Here is a 17,962-nt window from a genome sequence, read left to right on the forward strand (position 1 = left end):
GCCTCCCGGCAGGTGCGCGCTGACCATCCATCGGTCAAGACAGACCAACGATGGTCCCGTCGTCGAGCAGGTCGATCCGGGCGGCGGCAGGTTTCGCCGGCAGCCCGGGCATCGTCATCACGTCACCGCAGACGAGGACCACGAACCCCGCACCCGCAGAGAGCCTGACCTCCCGCACGTGCAGGTCGTGGCCGGACGGCGCCCCCCGCAAGGTGGCGTCGGTCGAGAAGGAGTACTGCGTCTTGGCGACGCAGACCGGCAGGCCGCCGTACCCGTCGGCCTCGAGTCGGTCGAGCCGGCGCTTGGCCTTGCCGTCCCACGTGACGCTGGACGCGCCGTAGAGCCGATGGGCGAGTGTCTCCGCCTTCTCCTTGAGGGGGAGCCCGTCGGGATAGGTGAAGGAGAACTCCATGGGACCGGGATTCTCGAGCAGGTCCAGGACGCCCTTCGCCAGGTCGGTGGCGCCGGCGCCGCCGTCGACGAAGTGGGTCGCCGGATGGGTGCGGACGCCGAGGTCGTCGACCAGGTCGATCACCTGGGCGATCTCCGCATCCGTGTCGGTCGGGAACCGGTTGAGTGCGACCACGCACGGGATCCCGTAGACCTCACGAACGTTGCGCAGGTGCCGGGCAAGATTCTCCATGCCGCGCTCCACGGCGCCGAGGTCCTCGCGGCCCAGGTCCGAAGCATCCCTCCCGCCGTGGAACTTGAGTGCCCGAACGGTGGCGACCACGACCGCGGCATCGGGACGGAGTCCGGACTTGCGGCACTTGATGTCGACGAACTTCTCCGCGCCGAGGTCGGCCCCGAAACCGGCCTCCGTGACCACGTAGTCGGCCAGCCGCAGCGCCGCCCGGGTGGCGATCACCGAGTTGCAGCCGTGCGCGATGTTCGCGAACGGTCCGCCGTGCACGAACGCCGGAGTGTGCTCCAGGGTCTGCACCAGGTTGGGCGCGAGCGCGTCCCGCAGCAGCACCGCCATCGCGCCGTGCGCCTCGAGGTCGCGGGCCGTGACCGGCTTCTTCTCGCGGGTGTAGCCGACCACGATGTCGCCGATCCGCCGCTTGAGGTCGGCCCAGGACTCGGTCAGGCAGAAGATCGCCATCAGCTCGGAGGCCACCACGATGTCGAAGCCGTCCTCGCGGGGGTAGCCGTTCACGAGCCCGCCGAGGCCGACCACCACGTCCCGAAGTGCCCGGTCGTTGAGGTCGATCACCCGCTTCCAGTCCACCGAGCGGACGTCGATGCCCAGCGCGTTGCCGTGGTGGACGTGGTTGTCGATCAGCGTCGCCAGCAGGTTGTTCGCGGCCGCGATCGCGGCGAAGTCACCGGTGAAGTGGAGGTTGATGTCGGTCATCGGCACCACCTGTGACCACCCGCCGCCCGCCGCGCCGCCCTTCATGCCGAACACCGGACCCATCGACGGCTCCCGGAGACAGGCCATCGTCCTCAGGCCCAGCCCGCGGAGGGCGTCGGCCAACCCGACGGTGGTCGTCGTCTTCCCCTCCCCCGCCGGCGTCGGAGACATCGCCGTCATCAGGATCAGCTTGCCGAGCGGCCGTCCCTCGAGGGACTGGAGGTAGCGGAGGTCGACCTTGGCCTTGTGGTGGCCATAGGGCACCAGGTGGGCAGGCTCGATCCCGAGCTCGTCCAGGGCGACCTCGGTGATGGGGCGCAGCTCGGCCGCGTTGGCGATCTCGATGTCCGACAGCATTCAGGCCCTCCCCTTCGTGACGCCCATGCGCCGCAGCAGGCGCGAGCGGCTCTCGGAGTCCGGCAGGGTGCGCACGTTGGACTCCACGTTCATCCGAGCGATGGCCGACCCGGCCCTCGCCACCTCCCCGGCCGCGACCAGGTCGGACGCCAGCCCGGGCCTCGCGGCCGTGGCCGGGCGCAGGAGGTCGATCAGCACCAGGACCTCGATCGCTGTCTCGACCACCTGTGCCTGGGGCTCTGACGCATCCAGGAGGGCCGCGCCGATGGCGGAGCGTCGCTCCTCGTCGTCGGACCACGCTCCTCGGGGGACCTCCCAGACCTCGGCGACCGCACGGAAGGCTCGCTCGTCGTCGACCGCCAGCTGCTGCGCCCGGGCCACCAGCCGCACGGCCCGCTCGACGAGCACCGGCGCCTCGCAGTAGCGCGCCACCATGGCGACGAGGGCTGCGGCTTGGGCCGTGCACAAGGCCGCCACCGAGCCGCCCGCCGGAGTCGGTGTCCGGTCGGCGAGGCGGTCCAGGAAGTCGGTGACGGTTCGGGCGTCCACGTCGGCATCACGGCCCACGGGAGCCACGCTAGTGCCGCGGCCGCGCGGCGCAACCCCCATCCGGGCGAGCACCGTGACGCCACGCACCTCGACGGCTAGACTCCGGGCGTTGGTGCGCATCCCGAAACGAGTTCCGTATTGCGCAACAAGGCGAGGTCCCGGCGAACCATCGTGCGCTTGCTCGAGCAGGCCCGGTACGAGGTGCTGCCCACACCCAGCGCGGAGGACCGAGTGCTCGAGCACGTGCCTCGCGTCGTCGCCGTCACCATCACCGCCTCCCCGTCCAAGGGGCTCGACGCGACGTTCGACCTCGCCGAGCGACTCGCCGGGCACGGGTACACCGTCGTGCCGCACGTCGCGGCGCGCATGGTCCGCGACCGCGCCCAGCTGGCCGCGATCTGCGAGCGCCTGACCGGGAAGGAGATCTCGCGGATCTTCGTGCCGGCCGGTGACGCCGACCCCGCAGGTGACTACCCCGACGCCCTGTCCCTCCTGCAGGACCTGGCCGAGCTGGGGCGCCCGTTCGCGCACGTGGGCGTGACCGGCTATCCCGAGTCCCACCCGACGATCGCTGACGACCTCACCGTGCAGTCCATGTGGGACAAGCGGCGGTATGCCACGCACGTGGTCAGCAACCTCACCTTCGACGCCGCCGTCGTCCGGGCGTGGATCCACCGCATGCGGGCTCGCGGCATCACGATGCCGCTCCTGCTCGGCGTACCAGGCCCCGTCGAGCGCGCCAAGCTGATGTCGATGGCCACCAAGATCGGGGTCGGCGAGTCCACCCGCTTCCTGATGAAGCACCGGCGGACGCTCGTCCGGCTGGCGGCTCCGGGCGGTTTCACGGGCGAGTCGTTCCTCGCCAAGTGCGCTCCGACGCTGAGCGAGCCGACCGCCCTCGTGGAGGGGCTGCACGTCTACACCTTCAACCAGCTCGCCGAGACGGAGGCCTGGCGGCAGGACCTTCTGCGGCGGCTGCAGGACTGACCTGCTGCTCGGGACCCCCGCGGTCCAGCGCCCACAGGTCCGCAAGCGCGCGCTCGAGCCGCGCGTCGCCGGTCTCCACCACCGTCAGCGGGAGACCGATCCGCTCGGCCGCCGCCTGCGCCAGCGAGCGCAGCTCCTCGGCCGGCTGCTGCGCCAGCCAGACGACGCGCGTGTAGTGACCGAAGTAGGCATCGCGCAGCTCGGGCCAGCGGTCCAGCCCGAGCTCCTCCTCCACCGTCCTCGCGAAGGACCTGACCAGGAAGTCGGTGAGCAGGTAGGTGCCGGGCTGGGCAGCGAGGAGCCGTTCGATGTTCGCCGCCCCGCCGAAGAGGTCGTAGCAGTGCAGCCCGGGCAGGCGCCGAAGACCCAGCTCCTCGCACACCTCGTCCAGCGCCCCGTAGGTCCCGCAGTCGGCGTACCCGACCGCGATCGAGGAGTACGCCGGGCCGAGCCGGACCGCGGCCCGACGTACCTCCGCGGCGATGTCGGCCGGGCGGTTGTGCAGCAGCGGCGGGAGCGGGTGGACGTCGAGCGGCCAGCCGTGGCGCACCGCGATCTCTCGGCACGGGCCGGCGATCGCCCCGCAGGCCACGAGCGCCACCCGGTCGGGCGGGTCAGAACGCGAGCTGGTCGACGAAACGGTCGTTGAAGTCGGGGCGGTCCGAGAGCTCGACATAGGTCACCTCCCCCAGCAGCGCCTGGGCGCCCGCGCGCTCGCGCACGGACAGCAGCGCCATCTTCGCCCCCTCGCCGGCGACGTTGCCGGCGGCGACGATGCGCAGCAACGGCAGAGCCGGGACGAGCCCGATCCGCACCGCCGCCGCGGCGGAGAGGTAGCTGCCGAAGGAGCCGGCGAGCAGGACCTGCTGCACGTCGTCCTGGTGCAGGCCGAGCTCCTCCAGCAGCAGCGTCCAGCCCGTGGAGATGGCGGCCTTCGCGAACTGCAGCTCCCGCACGTCACGCTGGGTGAGGACCACGCAGTCCTCCGGCTCGGCGTCGGGTGTCGGCCGGTGGAGGACGAAGACCCGCTGCTGCTCGAGCATCCGGAGCCGGTCCGCGAGGCTGGGGGCGACCTCCTTGGCGACGTCGTCGCTGACGAAGCGGCCCGACCGGTCGAGGAGCCCGGTCCGGACCAGCTCGGCGGCCGCGTCGACCAGCCCCGAGCCGCACAACCCCCGTGGCTCGACGTCGCCGATGACCCCGAGCTCGACGTCGTCGCCGAGACGCACGACCTCGATGGCGCCGTCGGCGGCGCGCATGCCGCACCGGATCACGCCGCCCTCGAACGCCGGACCGGCCGGCGCGGCGGTCGCCAGGATCCGGTCGCCGTCACTGACGACGATCTCGCAGTTCGTCCCCACGTCGATGAACAGGCGCGTGCGCTTGTCCCGGTCCATGCCGCTGGCCAACATGCCCGCGACGACGTCGCCGCCCACGTAGGCCCCCAGGGCCGGGAAGAAGGTCGCCCGGGCCCGCGGGTGAAGCGCCAGCCCGACCTCGGAGGCAAGGACGTCGGGCGGCTGTGCGGCGGACATCACGAACGGTGCGACGCCCAGCGGCTCGGGGTCGATCCCGAGCACCAGGGCCGTCATCGTGGCGTTGCCGGCGACGGCGACCTCGTAGACGCGAGCCGGGTCGACGCCGCCCTCCCCGCACACCTCGCCGGCCAGCGCGGCCAGCGTCTCGCACGCCGCGGCGCGCAGCCGGTCGAGTGCCTGCGGATCGAGCATCGTGGCGCTGATCCGGGTGATGACGTCGCCGCCGTAGGGCTGCTGCCGGTTCAGCGCCGACGCCACCGCGACGGGCGTCCCGGTGGTGACGTCGAGCAGGGTGGCGACGACGGTCGTGGTCCCCAGGTCGAACGCGATCGCATACTGCTCCCGTGTCGTGTCCCCCGGCTCGACGTCGATGAGCGTCTCGCCGACCACGACGGCCGTCGCCTTGAAGTCCGCCTCCCGCAGCACCGGCGGCAGCCGGCGCAGCACCGCCAGGTCGGGCGCCGGCTCCAGGTCGTCGATCGCGTCCAGGAACCGGGCGAGGTCGGTGCGCTGGTCGGCCAGGGTCGGCTCCGCCAGCTCGACGTACCTCTTCTGGATCGCCGGCCGGAGGATCACCTGACGGCCGACGCCGACGGTCGCAGCCTTGGGCCGGGTGGTGAGCGGCGGTATCTCCACCTCGAGGTCACGGGTGGCGTTGACCAGGCAGGCCAGCCGCCAGCCCGCGTCGAGCTGCTCGCGCGAGAACGTCTTGAGGTCGTGCGGCGTGGTCGGGCAGCGCTCGTCGATGCGGACCCGGCACTTGTGGCAGGTGCCGTGGCCACCGCAGGTGGAGTCGATCGCGATGCCGTTCCACGAGGCGGAGTCGAAGACGGTGACGCCCGGGGGCACGCGCACCTGGCGGTGGGTGGCGCGCTCTCGGTCGCGCACGGTGAACGACAGCTCGACGCGGCCGGTCCCGTCGTGTTGCGCCTCGGCCTCGGTCACGCCGGCGCTGCCGCCTTCGCCCGGTGGGCAGCGATCCACGCCATGCCCCAGTCGTCGTGGTTCAAGAACACGTCGGCCGCCTTCACCGCCGCCACGATCTCCGGCGTCCGCACGTCCATGATCGCGCTGGTCAGGCCCGCACTCATCGCCATCGGCAACCAGGCTGCGCCCAGGGTGTGGCGGTCCGGCATGCCGAAGGAGGTGTTCGACGCGCCGCAGCTCATGTTCACGCCGTACTCGTCGCGGATACGGCGCATGGTCTCGAACGTCACCAGCGAGGTCGCGGTGTCCGCGCCGATCGGCATGGCCAGCGGATCGATGACGAGGTCTGCTCTGGGGATCCCGTACTCCTCGGTCGCCACCGTGATGATCTTGCCGGTCAGCGCCAGGCGCTTGTCGGCGTCCATCGGGATCTCGTCCTCGTCGTTCGGCAGCGCGATCACCGCGGCGCCGTGCTGCTTGACCAGCGGCAGGATGGCCGCGAGCCGCTCGTCCTCGGCGGTGACCGAGTTGACCAGCGCCTTCCCTTCGTACGCCGCCAGGCCCGCCTCGAGTGCCTCGACGACCGAGGAGTCGATGCAGACCGGCAGGTCGGTCAGCGACTGCACCAGCCGGATGGCCTGGTCGAGCAGGGCGGGCTCGTCGGTGAGCGGGACGCCCATGTTGATGTCCAGCACGTCGGCGCCGCCCTCGACCTGCGCCCTGACGTCGCGCTCGACCGCAGACAGGTCCCCCGCGCGAAGCTGCTCCTGGAAGAGCCGGCGGCCCGTCGGGTTGATGCGTTCGCCGATCAGGCAGAAGCGCTGGTCGTGTCCGATCACGACCTCCTTGCTCGCCGAGCGCAGGACCGTGTGCAGCGGCTCCCCGTCGTACCGCATCACGCCGGCACCTTCGCGCGACGCTCGTGGAGCAGGGCCTTCGCCTTCTTGACGGTGGCGGAGGCGTCGGCCGCGTAACCGTCGGCGCCGACGGCGTCGGCGTACTCCTGGGTGACGGGAGCGCCGCCGACCATGACGATCACGGAGTCGCGGATCCCCGCCTTCTCGAGGGCGTTCATGTTGGCCTTGAACATCGGCATGGTCGTGGTGAGGAAGGCCGAGAACCCCACGATGTCGGGCTGGTGCTCCTCGATCGCCGCGACGAACCTCTCCGGCGCGACCTGCACACCGAGGTCGACCACCTCGAAGCCGGCGCCCTCGAGCATGATGTCGACCAGGTTCTTGCCGATGTCGTGCACGTCGCCCTTGACCGTGCCCATGAGGAACTTGCCGATGGTCTCCACCCCCGTCTCGGCCAGCAGCGGGCGCAACCGCTCCATCGCTCCCGCCATCGCGCGCCCGGCGATCAGCATCTCCGGCACGAAGAAGTCGCCGCGCTCGAACCGGGCGCCGACCTCCTCCAGCGACGGGATGAGCGCGTCGAAGAGCAGCGTCTGCGGGGCCATGTCGAGCCCGAGCCCCTCCTCGGTCAGCTCCAGCACGCGCGGGGCGTTGCCGATCAGGGTCTCGTCGTAGAGCCCCTGCAGGATCTCCTCCGGTGTCATGCCACTCCCTCCTTGGGGTCGTCGCGGCGATCGGGCGCTCGGCCGCGCAGCAGGTCCGACAACTGGGCGGCGTGGGACGTCAGGTTGCGCCCGAGCTCGTCGAGGCGGTGCTCGAGCCGCGCCGTCGGACCCGAGATGCCCAGCGCCGCGACGACGTCGCCGCGTGGACCCTCGACCGGAACGGCGATGCCCGTCAGCCCGACCTCGAGCTCCCCGTCGGTCGAGGCCCAGCCGCGGGCCCGGATCCGGACGCCCTCACGCCACAGCGCCTCCGGCTCCGTCAGCGTCGCGTCGGTCAGCCGCTCGAGCGGTTCCTCCGGGATGGGTAGCACGCCCCAGGCGTAGAAGACCTTGCCGAGCGCCGACGAGTGCGGCGGCACGTCGATCGCGGTCCAGTCGCGGGTGCCGAGCAGGTAGCGGCTGTCGACCTGAGCGATCTGGGCGACCCGGTCGCCCCGGGCGACGGAGAGGTGCACGGTCTCCGACGTCTGCTCCCCGATGCGCTCCATCGTGGGGCGGGCCAGCCGGACGAGCTCCTCCCACGGGTCGTGCCGGGCGGCATAGAGGGAGAACAGGCTGCCGGCGACATAGGAGCCGTCGCCCCCGCGCTCGAGGAGCGCGCCGCGCTCGAGCGCGGTCAGGATCCTCGACGTCGTCGACTTGGCCAGCCCGCTGGCCTCCTGGAGGTCGGCGAACGTGAGCGGTCGGTCGGCGCCCAGGACGAGGTAGAGCAGGGCGATGGCGCGGTCGACCGCCTGCGTGCCGCTCGACGACTCGGCCATCCGGGCTCCTCTGGTCACGGATCCCATCTTGTGGAACTGTGGCCCACATCATGAGGCTAGGCGGGAGGTCTGATGTTCCGCAACCAGATGCCGCGCTACGAGGTGCTCTCGGAGCAGGCCATGGAGACCCTCGACGCCGGGTGGCGGCGTCTGGTCAGTGAGATCGGCGTCGAGTTCTTGGACGCCCGGGCGCGGGACCTCTTCGCCGCGGCGGGCCAGACGGTGAAGAACGACACCGTCCACCTGGACCCGGACTTCGTCCTCGAGCAGGTGGCCAAGGCTCCGAAGGAGTTCGATCTGCAGGCGCGCAACCCCGCGAACTCCGTCCACATCGGCGGCGACGCGATGGCCTTCGGCGCCGTCTACGGCCCACCGTTCGTCCGCCAGGGCGACGTACGTCGCGACGCGACGATGGACGACTTCCGCAACTTCGCCCGGCTCTCCCAGGCCTTCGGTGTCCTCGACTCGGCCGGCGGCGTCATCGCCGAGCCCAACGACACGCCGCTCGACAGTCGGCACCTCGACATGACGTACGCGCTGCAGACCCTGACCGACAAGGTCTACATGGGCAACGTCGTCTCGGGCACGAACGCCCGGGACACGATCGCGATGACGGAGATCCTCTTCGGCTCACGCGAGGCGATCGAGGAGACGCCTGCGATCATCTCCCTGATCAACTGCAACTCGCCGCTGCGCTGGGACGACCGCATGCTGCAGGCGCAGTTCGAGTACTCGGCGGCGAACCAGCCCGTCGTGCTGACGCCGTTCATCCTCATGGGTGCGATGTCGCCGGTGACGATCCCCGCGGCGCTGGTGCAGCAGATGGCGGAGGCCCTCTCCGGCATCGCGCTCTCCCAGCTCATCCGGCCCGGCTGTCCGGTGGTGTTCGGCTCGTTCCTCTCCAACATCGACATGCAGTCGGGCTCGCCGACCTTCGGTACGCCGGAGTCCGGCATCGGGCTGCTGTGCACGGGTCAGATAGCCCGGCACTTCGGGCTGCCGTTCCGGACCGGCGGCGGTCTCACGTCCTCGCAGGTCCCCGACGCGCAGGCCGGCTACGAGGCGATGATGACGCTGCTGCCGACCTTCCTCGCCGGTGCCAACTGGGTGATGCACTCGGCCGGCTGGCTCGAGGGCGGCCTGGTGTCCGGCTACGAGAAGTTCGTGATCGACTGCGAGCTCGTCCAGATGCTGCAGCACGAGTTCACGCCGTTGGAGGTCGACGAGGCGTCGCTGGCCTTCGACGCCCATCAGGAGGTGGGCCACGGTGGCCACTTCCTCGGCGCGATGCACACGCTCGAGCGCTTCCGCACATGCTTCTACCGCCCGTTCCTCTCCTCCTCGGAGAACTACGAGCGCTGGATGCGCAACGGCGCGAAGGACGCAGCGGCCCGGGCCGAGGACGTCTACCGCAAGAAGCTCGAGGAGTACGAGCCGCCGGCGCTCGACGAAGCCGTCCGCGAGGAGCTCGAGGCGTACGTGTCGCGTCGCCGCACGGAGCTCGGCGACTGAGGTCCGGCGCTTCGGCCACGGGTGTTGCGCAGCACGAGGTCCACGCTGCGATACGCAACATCTCTGCGCTAGCCTCCGGCTATGAGCGAAGCGGCCGGCGGGGTCCAGTCCGTCGACCGCGCGCTGACCATCCTCGAGGTGCTCAGCCGCGTCGCCGAGGCCGGAGTCACCGAGATCGCCGCCGAGCTGGGTGTCCACAAGAGCACCGCGTTCCGCCTGGTCACCACGCTGGAGGCGCACCGGCTGGTGGAGCAGACGAGCGACCGCGGCCGCTACCGGCTCGGTCTCGGCCTGCTGCGCCTCGCGGGTGCGACGACCGCGCGCCTCGACCTGGTGCAGGAGGCCCGCCCCGTGTGCCGCCAGCTGGCCGCCGACACGGGCGAGACGGTGAACATCGCCGTACTCTCCGAGAGCTCCGCGCTCTACCTCGACCAGGTCGCCGGCTCGTCGGCGCTCCAGCCGCACAACTGGGTCGGTCAGCACATCCCGCTGCATGCGACGAGCAACGGCAAGGTGCTCCTCAGCGGTCTGGACGACGGCCGGCTGGACGAGCTGCTCAGGTCCCTGCCCCGCTACACCTCGCTCACCATCACGACCAGGAGCAAGCTGCGCGCCGAGGTCGCGCACGTGCGCGAGTGCGGGTACGCCCTGGCGATCGACGAGCTGGAGGAGGGTCTGACGGCCGTCGCAGCCCCAGTGCGCAACGCCCACGGCGACGTCGTGGCGTCGATGAGCGTCTCGGGTCCCACCTTCCGGCTCCCCGAGGACCGGGTGGCCGAAGTGATCCCGCTGGTCGTGACGTCCGCGCAGGAGGTCTCGCACCGTCTTGGCTGGGGTCACCGGTAGGCGCCGTCCTGCCCGACCCACAGGGCCACCGGTCGCTGAGAACTCTTCCGCTCTCTTGACGGGGGCGGGCCGCCACACCATTCTCAGGTCCAAGGGCTAGTTGCGCGACGAGCACTCGGTTGCATGATACGCAACCTCCTCGCCGCGCGGGGAGCGAGGGGCCGTCATGCCCGATCTCTATCTCGGCGGAGCGTGGCGGAACGCGTCCGGTGGAGCGCGCCGCGCGATCCGGTGCCCCGCCGACGGCACGTTGGTCGCCGAGGTCGACGAGGCCACCGGCGCCGACACCGAGCTGGCCATCGCCGCGGCGTACGCCGCCTTCCACGAGAGCGACTGGCCCCGGACCTCGGCGCGGGACCGCGGCGAGCTCCTGATGGGGGTCGCCGACCTGCTGGAGCGCGACGCCGCCGACATCGCGCGGATGGAGTCCCTCGACACGGGCAAGCGGCTCGTCGAGAGCGAGTACGACGTCGCCGACGTCGTCTCCGTCTTCCGCCACTACGGACGCGTCGCGGGCGAGGACGCCGGCCGCGTGGTCGACACCGGGCGACCGGACGTGGTGAGTCGTGTGGTGCACGAGCCGGTCGGTGTCTGCGGCCTCATCACTCCGTGGAACTACCCGCTGCTGCAGGTCTCGTGGAAGGTCGCGCCCTGCCTGGCCGCCGGCAACACCTTCGTCCTCAAGCCGAGCGAGCTGACACCCCACAGCTCGATCCACCTCATGCGAGTGCTGGAGGAGGCCGGCCTGCCGGCCGGCGTCGGCAACCTCGTCCTCGGCGCCGGTGCCGCCGCGGGGGCAGCGCTGGCGACCGACCCTCGCGTGGACCTGATCTCCTTCACGGGCGGTCTCGAGACCGGCCGCCGGCTCATGCGTGACGCCGCAGGGACGGTCAAGCGGGTGGCGCTCGAGCTCGGCGGCAAGAACCCGAACATCGTGTTCGCCGACGCCGACGTGGACGTCGCCCTCGACTTCGCGCTCACGGCCGTCTTCCTCCACTCCGGGCAGGTGTGCTCGGCCGGTGCCCGCCTGCTGATCCAGGACCAGGTCCACGACGAGTTCGTCGACCGGCTCGTCGACCGCGCCGAGCGGATCCGGCTCGGCGGACCCTTCGACGACAAGGCGGAGACCGGTCCCCTCACCAGCGCGGTGCACCGTGACAAGGTCGAGGCGTACGTCGCCCGAGGCATCGCCGAGGGCGCGGTCCTCCGTTGCGGTGGCCGGCGTCCCGACAGCCCCGACCTGGCCGACGGCTACTACTACCTGCCGACGATCCTCGACGGCTGCCGCAGCGACATGTCGGTCACCCAGGACGAGTCCTTCGGCCCGGTGCTGACCGTGGAGACCTTCGTCGACGAGGACGACGCGGTGCGCATCGCGAACGACTCGATCTACGGCCTCGCCGGGGCGGTCTGGACCGACGACGCGGGCAAGGGACAGCGGGTCGCCGCCCGGCTGCGGATGGGGACGGTGTGGATCAACGACTACCACCCCTACGTCCCGCAGGCGGAGTGGGGTGGCTACAAGCAGTCGGGCATCGGGCGCGAGCTCGGCGCGGCGGGCCTCGACGAGTACCGCGAGACCAAGCACGTGTGGCACAACATCCGACCCGTCGAGCAGCGCTGGTTCGAGGGATAGGCCGAGCGGGAGGCGAGCCTCATGGGTGCAGACCGATACGACTACGTCATCGTCGGCGGCGGTTCCGCCGGGTGTGCGCTCGCCAACAGGCTGTCCGCCGATCCGGGCACCTCGGTGCTCGTCCTCGAGGCCGGCCGATCGGACTTCCGTGTCGACCCGTTCATCCACATGCCCGCGGCGTTGCCGATCCCGATCGGCAACCGGTTCTACGACTGGCGCTACGAGACCGACCCCGAGCCGTACCTCAACGACCGCCGGGTCTTCCATGCGCGCGGCAAGGTCCTCGGCGGGTCTTCCTCGATCAACGGGATGATCTTCCAGCGCGGCAACCCGCTCGACTACGAGCGCTGGGCGACCGAGCCGGGGATGAAGGAGTGGGACTACCTCCACTGCCTCCCCTACTTCAAGAAGATGGAACGGGTCCTCCTGGAGGACGGCACGAGCGGTGCCGACGACTGGCGCGGCGGCACCGGCCCGCTCGTCCTCGAGCGCGGACCGGCGGACAACCCGCTGTTCGGCGCCTTCTTCGAGGCGGTCCAGCAGGCCGGCTACCCGTTGACCGACGACGTGAACGGCTACCGCCAGGAGGGCTTCGCGAAGTTCGACCGCAACGTCCACCGCGGCCGCCGGCTCTCGGCGGCCCGCGCCTACCTGCACCCGGTCCGCCACCGGACGAACCTGACCGTGGAGACGCTCGCGTTCGCCACGGAGGTCCGGTTCGCCGGACACCGGGCGGTCGGCGTGGACTACCTGCGCGGTGGCCGCCTACGGCGCACGGCCCACGCTGGCGAGGTCATCCTGTGTGGGGGTGCGATCAACACGCCGCAGCTGCTGCAGCTGTCCGGGGTCGGCGACCAGGCGCTGCTCGAGCAGCACGGCGTACCGGTCGTGCAGCACCTGCCCGGGGTGGGCGCGAATGCGCAGGACCACCTGGAGGTCTACATCCAGTACGCGTCGAAGCAGCCGGTCTCGATCGCGCCCGGCCTGAGGTGGCGTCGCCGCCCTGGCATCGCCTACGAGTGGCTGGTCCATCGGCGTGGGCTCGGCGCGACGAACCACTTCGAGGGTGGCGGCTTCTGCCGGAGCAACGACGATGTCGACTACCCCAACCTGATGTTCCACTTCCTGCCCGTGGCCATCCGGTACGACGGCTCGGCGCCGACCGAGGGACACGGCTACCAGGTGCACATCGGCCCGATGTACGCCGACACCCGGGGCTGGGTGCGGATCCGCTCGCGCGACCCCAAGGTGCACCCGTCGCTCCGGTTCAACTACCTCTCGACAGCGAACGACCGGCGCGAGTGGGTCGAGGCCGTCCGAGTCGCGCGCAGCATCCTGAACCAACCCGCGTTCGAGCCCTACAACGACGGCGAGCTCTCGCCGGGCCGACGCGTCGAGACCGACGAGGAGATCCTCGACTGGGTCCGTGCCGACGCCGAGACCGCGCTGCACCCGTCCTGCACAGCGAAGATGGGCGTGGACGAGATGGCGGTGGTCGACCCCACCTCGATGAAGGTCCACGGTGTGGAGGGCCTGCGGATCGTGGACGCCTCCGTCTTCCCGTTCGTCACCAACGGCAACATCTACGCCCCCGTGATGATGGTCGCCGAGAAGGCCGCCGACCTGATCGCCGGCCACACACCGCTCGAGCGCGCCGACGTGCCGTACTACCGCCATCGCGACGGCACCCCGCTCTATCCGCCCGGCGACAGCCGCAACTCGTGACGTCGCACACCATCCCGGAGAGAAGGCAGCCATGACATTGTCAGCGACCGCGTCCCCCGCGACCGCCACCGCCGAGCCCACTCTGGCGGTCAAGGACCTGTGGAAGGTCTTCGGCCCGCGCGCCGACGAGATCATCGGCTCACCGCATGCCGAGCTGTCCCGAGCCGAGCTGCTCGACAAGACCGGCTGCGTCGCCGCGGTCAAGGACGTCTCCTTCGACGTGGCGCAGGGCGAGGTCTTCGTCGTCATGGGCCTCTCCGGCTCGGGCAAGTCGACCCTGGTCCGATGCCTGACCCGGCTGATCGAGCCGACCGCCGGCAAGGTCGAGCTCGAGAACCGCGACGTCGCCACGATGTCGAGCAAGGAGCTGATGGAGGTACGCCGACGGGAGGTCGCGATGGTCTTCCAGCACTTCGGCCTGCTGCCACACCGGACCGTTCTCGACAACGTCGCCTTCGGCCTGGAGATCCGGGGCGAGGACAAGGACAAGCGCTACGCCCGCTCCCGTGACGTGATCGAGCTGGTCGGCCTCAAGGGGTACGAGGGCCACTTCCCCGACCAGCTGTCCGGCGGCATGCAGCAGCGGGTCGGGCTGGCGCGGGCCCTCGCCGTCGACCCCAAGGTGCTGCTCTTCGACGAGCCCTTCTCGGCGCTGGATCCGCTGATCCGCCGCGACATGCAGAACGAGGTCGTCCGGCTGCAGGCGGAGCTCGGCACGACGATGGTCTTCATCACCCACGACCTGCAGGAGGCGCTCAAGCTCGGCGACCGGATCCTCATCATGCGCGACGGCGAGGTCGTGCAGGTCGGCCGCCCCGACGAGGTCATCGGCGCACCGGCCGACGACTACGTCCGCCGCTTCGTGCAGGAGGTACCGCGGGCGCACGTGCTCACCCTGCGCTGGGTGATGCGCGACCCGCGTCCGGGTGACCCGCTGGACGGGCCGACGATGGCTCCCGACACCGTCGTCCAGGACGCGGCCCGGGCGGCGATCGACTCACCCAGTCCGATCCGCGTGGTCCAGGACGGCCAGGTCGTCGGCATCGTCGACGAGGAGGCGATCATGCGGGTGGTCGTCGCCGAGGAGGACACGAAGGCCGGGGGCGAGTCGGCATGACCACCCTGACCAGCCCGGCGCCGGAGACCACGGCGCCCGAGCCCGAACCCCCGGGCGGACACCGGATCCACCTACGCCGCTCCTGGATGCTGGCCGGCGTCGTCGGTGTCTGGATCGTGCTGGCAGCGATCTTCCAGGGCCGGCGGACCCTCGAGATCGGCGGCGCCGAGCAGGTCGGCGTCCAGAACTGGTTCGGCGACCGCGCCAACGACATCCTGACGGCCAGCCAGGACAACTGGCTGCTCACGATCACGCACTGGATCGCCGACGTCCTGTCCGCCGTCGTCGAGTGGCTCCAGCGCCTGGTCTCCGTGCCCGACTTCCCCAGTCCCTACCCGGCCATCGGGTTCCTGGGCGTCCTGGCGATCGCCTGGTTCGTCACCGCCCTGATCGCGGGCTGGCGGATGTCGCTGCTGACCGCCGGATGCTTCGTGATGTTCGCACTGCTGGGCTTCTACGAGGACAGCATGGACACCCTGATCGTGATCGGGGTCGCGGTGGCCATCTCGGCGCTGATCGGGCTGCCGATCGCGATCTGGATCGCCCACGACGGGAAGGCCCGCGCCGTGGTCACGCCGGTGCTCGACGTGATGCAGACGCTGCCCTCGTTCACCTACCTGCTCCCGCTGATGCTTCTGTTCGGCATCGGCGCCGCGGCGGCCGTGGTCTGCACGCTGATCTACTCGTTGCCGCCCCTGATCCGGATCGCCAGCCACGGGCTCCAGAACGTCTCCAGCACGACGCTCCAGGCCACCACCTCCATGGGCCAGACGAGGTGGCAGAGCCTGCTCAAGGTCGAGCTGCCGATGGCGAAGCACACCATCATCGTGGGGCTGAACCAGACCACGATGGCCGCCCTGTCGATGGCCACGATCGCGGCCTTCATCAACGGCCCCGGGCTCGGCCAGCCCGTGGTCCGGGCGCTGAACGCGCTGCGCGTCGGCGACGCCTTCGTGCCTGGCCTGTGCATCGTGCTGATGGCGATCATGCTCGACCGGGTCACCACCGCGGCGAGCACCAACGCCGACCGGCTGGCGCGCAGCGAGAACAAGGACATGGCCGTCCGACGCGCCCAGTTCCTGCTCGTCGGTGCCGTCGTCACGGTCGTGGCGGTCTACCTCTCGCGGGTCTTCACCTTCGCGGCGAAGCCCCCGGACTCCTCGCTCGGCCGCTGGATCGCCGACGGGATGCAGCGTGCGGTCGACTGGATCTCGACGAACTGGGCGAACGCGACCCTGTCGATCTCGAACCACTTCACCAACTGGTTCATCAACCCCCTCGAGAAGCTCATCGCCGGGTCCCCGTGGTTCATCACCGGGTTGGCGATCCTCGCCATCGCCCTCATCGTGGGCGGCTGGAAGGCGTGCGTCGCGGCCCTGATCTGCCTGGCCGGCATCCGCTGGCTGGGGCTCTGGAACGACTCGATGGTCACGCTCACGTCCACGCTGGTCGCCACGGTGTTCGTGATGATCCTCGCGGCCGTCGTCGGCGTCTTCATGGGCCGCAGCATCAGAGGTGACCGGATCATCCGGCCCTTCCTGGACGCGGGGCAGACGATGCCGCCGTTCGTCTACCTGATCCCGGTCCTGGCCCTCTTCGGGGCCACCCGCTTCACCGCCATCGTCGCGGCCGTCGCCTACGCCGCACCGGCGGCGATCAAGATCGTCGCCGACGGCATCAAGGCGGTCTCGGCCACCACTGTCGAGTCCGCACAGTCCGCCGGAGCGGTCGCGATCCAGATCATCACGAAGGTGCAGATCCCCATGGCCCGCTCGGCCTTCACGGTCGCGGCCAACCAGGGCCTCCTCTACGTCCTGTCCATGGTCGTGATCGGGGGCCTCGTGGGTGCGGGCGCCCTCGGCTACGACGTGGTCGCCGGCTTCAAGCAACAGCCCTTGCAGGGCCGCGGCCTGGCCGCGGGCTTCTCGATCGTCCTGCTCGGGATCATGCTCGACCGGATCACCACCTACGCGGCCCGCCGCGGCGAGGGGAGCCGGCGATGACCGGCCGGCGCATCGCCGTGGTGGTCGCCGTCGTCGGCGTGATCCTGGCGATGGTGATCCCCGCCTTCGGCGGCAACATCGAGGACGTCGAGACCAAGGGCCTCTCCGCGTGCGGGGACGTCAACATCGCGGTCAACAACTGGGTCGGCTACGAGGCCGACGCGTTCGTCGTCGGTCAGGTGGCCAAGGAGAAGCTGGGCTGCATCGTCAACTACATCTACGTCGACGAGCAGATCTCCTGGCAGGGCTTCGCGAGCGGCCAGGTCGACGCCGTCCTCGAGAACTGGGGCCACCCCGAGCTGGTCGACCTGTACGTCAAGAAGCTCGGCGTCGCCGAGGACGCCGGAACCATCGGCATCGACGGCGTGATCGGCTGGTACGTCCCGCCCTGGATGAAGAAGAAGTACCCCGACATCACCGACTGGAAGAACCTCAACAAGTACGCCTCGCTGTTCAAGACCTCCGAGTCGGGTGGCAAAGGTCAGCTGCTCGACGGCGACCCCGGGTTCGTGACCAACGACGAGGCGCTGGTGAAGAACCTGAAGCTCGACTACAAGGTGGTCTTCGCCGGCAGCGAGGCCGCGCTGATCCAGGCCTTCCGCACCGGAGAGGCGCAGCACAAGCCGGTCATCGGCTACTTCTACTCGCCGCAGTGGTTCCTGGCCGAGGTCCCGCTGGTCAAGGTGAACCTGCCGAAGTACACCGAGGGCTGCGACGCGGACCCGGCGAAGGTCGACTGCGACTACCCGATCTACAAGCTGGACAAGATCGTGGGCAAGCAGTTCGCCAACGCCGACAGCACCGGCTACCAGCTGATCAAGAACTTCAAGTGGACCACCGACGACCAGAACCTGGTCGCGAAGTACATCACCGCCGACGGCATGACGCCGGAGGACGCGGCTCAGAAGTGGATCGACGCCAACGCAACCAAGGTCGAGGCGTGGCTGCCTCGGGCCGGCGGTCGCTGATGACGACCAGGAACCGACGACCGGTCGCGCTCGCCCGGACCGGGGATTGACTGCCCGGACCGGCGCGAGCCATGCTGTCAGGAGTTCCGTATCGCGC

General features: G+C 70.4%; 15 protein-coding genes. 8 read left to right on the forward strand and 7 right to left on the reverse strand.

What is annotated here, in order from left to right; translation table 11 throughout:
* Positions 1 to 34 precede the first annotated feature (34 nt).
* Together QDS12_RS17255 and QDS12_RS17260 are read right to left on the reverse strand one after the other, a co-directional pair.
* Positions 35 to 1,714, reverse strand: a complete 1,680-nt coding sequence (locus QDS12_RS17255; protein WP_279881228.1) for a formate--tetrahydrofolate ligase — start codon at positions 1,712 to 1,714, stop codon at positions 35 to 37.
* On the reverse strand, positions 1,715 to 2,281 hold the full coding sequence (locus tag QDS12_RS17260) for a cyclodeaminase/cyclohydrolase family protein (RefSeq protein ID WP_279881230.1): 567 nt from the start codon (positions 2,279 to 2,281) through the stop codon (positions 1,715 to 1,717). It abuts the gene before it with no gap.
* A 159-nt stretch (positions 2,282 to 2,440) separates the two neighbouring features.
* On the opposite strand from QDS12_RS17260, the gene QDS12_RS17265 reads away from it, so the two are divergent.
* The gene (locus QDS12_RS17265; protein WP_279881232.1) at positions 2,441 to 3,250 is read left to right on the forward strand and encodes a methylenetetrahydrofolate reductase; all 810 of its coding nucleotides are present in this window, start codon (positions 2,441 to 2,443) and stop codon (positions 3,248 to 3,250) included.
* On the opposite strand, the gene QDS12_RS17270 is transcribed toward QDS12_RS17265, so the two are convergent.
* The 5 genes from QDS12_RS17270 to QDS12_RS17290 are packed head-to-tail and all read right to left on the reverse strand — an operon-like array spanning position 3,189 to position 8,058.
* Complete coding sequence (locus QDS12_RS17270) at positions 3,189 to 3,851, reverse strand: DUF1638 domain-containing protein (RefSeq protein WP_279881234.1); 663 nt, start codon at positions 3,849 to 3,851, stop codon at positions 3,189 to 3,191. The two genes, QDS12_RS17265 and QDS12_RS17270, sit on opposite strands and share 62 nt — an antisense overlap.
* A 13-nt stretch (positions 3,852 to 3,864) precedes the next feature.
* On the reverse strand, positions 3,865 to 5,733 hold the full coding sequence (locus tag QDS12_RS17275) for an ASKHA domain-containing protein (RefSeq protein WP_279881236.1): 1,869 nt from the start codon (positions 5,731 to 5,733) through the stop codon (positions 3,865 to 3,867).
* Complete coding sequence (locus tag QDS12_RS17280) at positions 5,730 to 6,611, reverse strand: dihydropteroate synthase (protein WP_279882190.1); 882 nt, start codon at positions 6,609 to 6,611, stop codon at positions 5,730 to 5,732. The genes QDS12_RS17275 and QDS12_RS17280 overlap by 4 nt, the downstream gene beginning before the upstream one ends.
* Positions 6,611 to 7,276 (reverse strand): corrinoid protein, encoded by a 666-nt coding sequence (locus QDS12_RS17285; RefSeq protein WP_279881239.1) that lies wholly within the window; start codon positions 7,274 to 7,276, stop codon positions 6,611 to 6,613. The genes QDS12_RS17280 and QDS12_RS17285 overlap by 1 nt, the downstream gene beginning before the upstream one ends.
* Positions 7,273 to 8,058, reverse strand: a complete 786-nt coding sequence (locus tag QDS12_RS17290) for an IclR family transcriptional regulator (RefSeq protein WP_279881241.1) — start codon at positions 8,056 to 8,058, stop codon at positions 7,273 to 7,275. The genes QDS12_RS17285 and QDS12_RS17290 overlap by 4 nt, the downstream gene beginning before the upstream one ends.
* Before the next feature lie 72 nt (positions 8,059 to 8,130).
* On the opposite strand from QDS12_RS17290, the gene QDS12_RS17295 reads away from it, so the two are divergent.
* From QDS12_RS17295 to QDS12_RS17325, 7 genes are all read left to right on the forward strand, one after another.
* The gene (locus QDS12_RS17295) at positions 8,131 to 9,570 is read left to right on the forward strand and encodes a trimethylamine methyltransferase family protein (RefSeq protein ID WP_279881243.1); all 1,440 of its coding nucleotides are present in this window, start codon (positions 8,131 to 8,133) and stop codon (positions 9,568 to 9,570) included.
* Positions 9,571 to 9,651: 81 nt separating this feature from the next.
* Positions 9,652 to 10,416 carry an IclR family transcriptional regulator gene (locus tag QDS12_RS17300; RefSeq protein WP_279881245.1) on the forward strand — a complete coding sequence of 255 codons (765 nt, stop codon included), beginning with the start codon at positions 9,652 to 9,654 and terminating at the stop codon, positions 10,414 to 10,416.
* 166 nt (positions 10,417 to 10,582) lie between these two features.
* Positions 10,583 to 12,052 (forward strand): aldehyde dehydrogenase family protein, encoded by a 1,470-nt coding sequence (locus tag QDS12_RS17305; protein WP_279881247.1) that lies wholly within the window; start codon positions 10,583 to 10,585, stop codon positions 12,050 to 12,052.
* A 21-nt stretch (positions 12,053 to 12,073) separates the two neighbouring features.
* The gene (betA, locus tag QDS12_RS17310; protein ID WP_279881249.1) at positions 12,074 to 13,777 is read left to right on the forward strand and encodes a choline dehydrogenase; all 1,704 of its coding nucleotides are present in this window, start codon (positions 12,074 to 12,076) and stop codon (positions 13,775 to 13,777) included.
* A gap of 31 nt (positions 13,778 to 13,808) precedes the next feature.
* A complete protein-coding gene (locus QDS12_RS17315) occupies positions 13,809 to 14,894 on the forward strand; it encodes a glycine betaine/L-proline ABC transporter ATP-binding protein (RefSeq protein ID WP_279881251.1) in 1,086 nt (361 codons plus the stop codon).
* Positions 14,891 to 16,897, forward strand: a complete 2,007-nt coding sequence (locus QDS12_RS17320; protein WP_279881254.1) for an ABC transporter permease subunit — start codon at positions 14,891 to 14,893, stop codon at positions 16,895 to 16,897. The genes QDS12_RS17315 and QDS12_RS17320 overlap by 4 nt, the downstream gene beginning before the upstream one ends.
* Positions 16,894 to 17,865: an ABC transporter substrate-binding protein gene (locus tag QDS12_RS17325; protein WP_279881256.1), complete on the forward strand. Its 972-nt coding sequence runs from the start codon at positions 16,894 to 16,896 to the stop codon at positions 17,863 to 17,865. The genes QDS12_RS17320 and QDS12_RS17325 overlap by 4 nt, the downstream gene beginning before the upstream one ends.
* Positions 17,866 to 17,962: the final 97 nt, after the last annotated feature.

Source organism: Nocardioides sp. CER19, assembly GCF_029846275.1.
GTDB lineage: Bacteria > Actinomycetota > Actinomycetes > Propionibacteriales > Nocardioidaceae > Nocardioides.

Coding starts and splice junctions, on each gene's coding strand:
- QDS12_RS17255 (WP_279881228.1), bottom strand. CDS start 1,714: ATGCTGTCGGACATCGAGATCGCCAACGCGGCCGAGCTGCGCCCCATC.
- QDS12_RS17280 (WP_279882190.1), bottom strand. CDS start 6,611: ATGCGGTACGACGGGGAGCCGCTGCACACGGTCCTGCGCTCGGCGAGC.
- QDS12_RS17285 (WP_279881239.1), bottom strand. CDS start 7,276: ATGACACCGGAGGAGATCCTGCAGGGGCTCTACGACGAGACCCTGATC.
- QDS12_RS17290 (WP_279881241.1), bottom strand. CDS start 8,058: ATGGCCGAGTCGTCGAGCGGCACGCAGGCGGTCGACCGCGCCATCGCC.
- QDS12_RS17295 (WP_279881243.1), top strand. CDS start 8,131: ATGTTCCGCAACCAGATGCCGCGCTACGAGGTGCTCTCGGAGCAGGCC.
- QDS12_RS17300 (WP_279881245.1), top strand. CDS start 9,652: ATGAGCGAAGCGGCCGGCGGGGTCCAGTCCGTCGACCGCGCGCTGACC.
- QDS12_RS17305 (WP_279881247.1), top strand. CDS start 10,583: ATGCCCGATCTCTATCTCGGCGGAGCGTGGCGGAACGCGTCCGGTGGA.
- betA (WP_279881249.1), top strand. CDS start 12,074: ATGGGTGCAGACCGATACGACTACGTCATCGTCGGCGGCGGTTCCGCC.
- QDS12_RS17315 (WP_279881251.1), top strand. CDS start 13,809: ATGACATTGTCAGCGACCGCGTCCCCCGCGACCGCCACCGCCGAGCCC.
- QDS12_RS17320 (WP_279881254.1), top strand. CDS start 14,891: ATGACCACCCTGACCAGCCCGGCGCCGGAGACCACGGCGCCCGAGCCC.
- QDS12_RS17325 (WP_279881256.1), top strand. CDS start 16,894: ATGACCGGCCGGCGCATCGCCGTGGTGGTCGCCGTCGTCGGCGTGATC.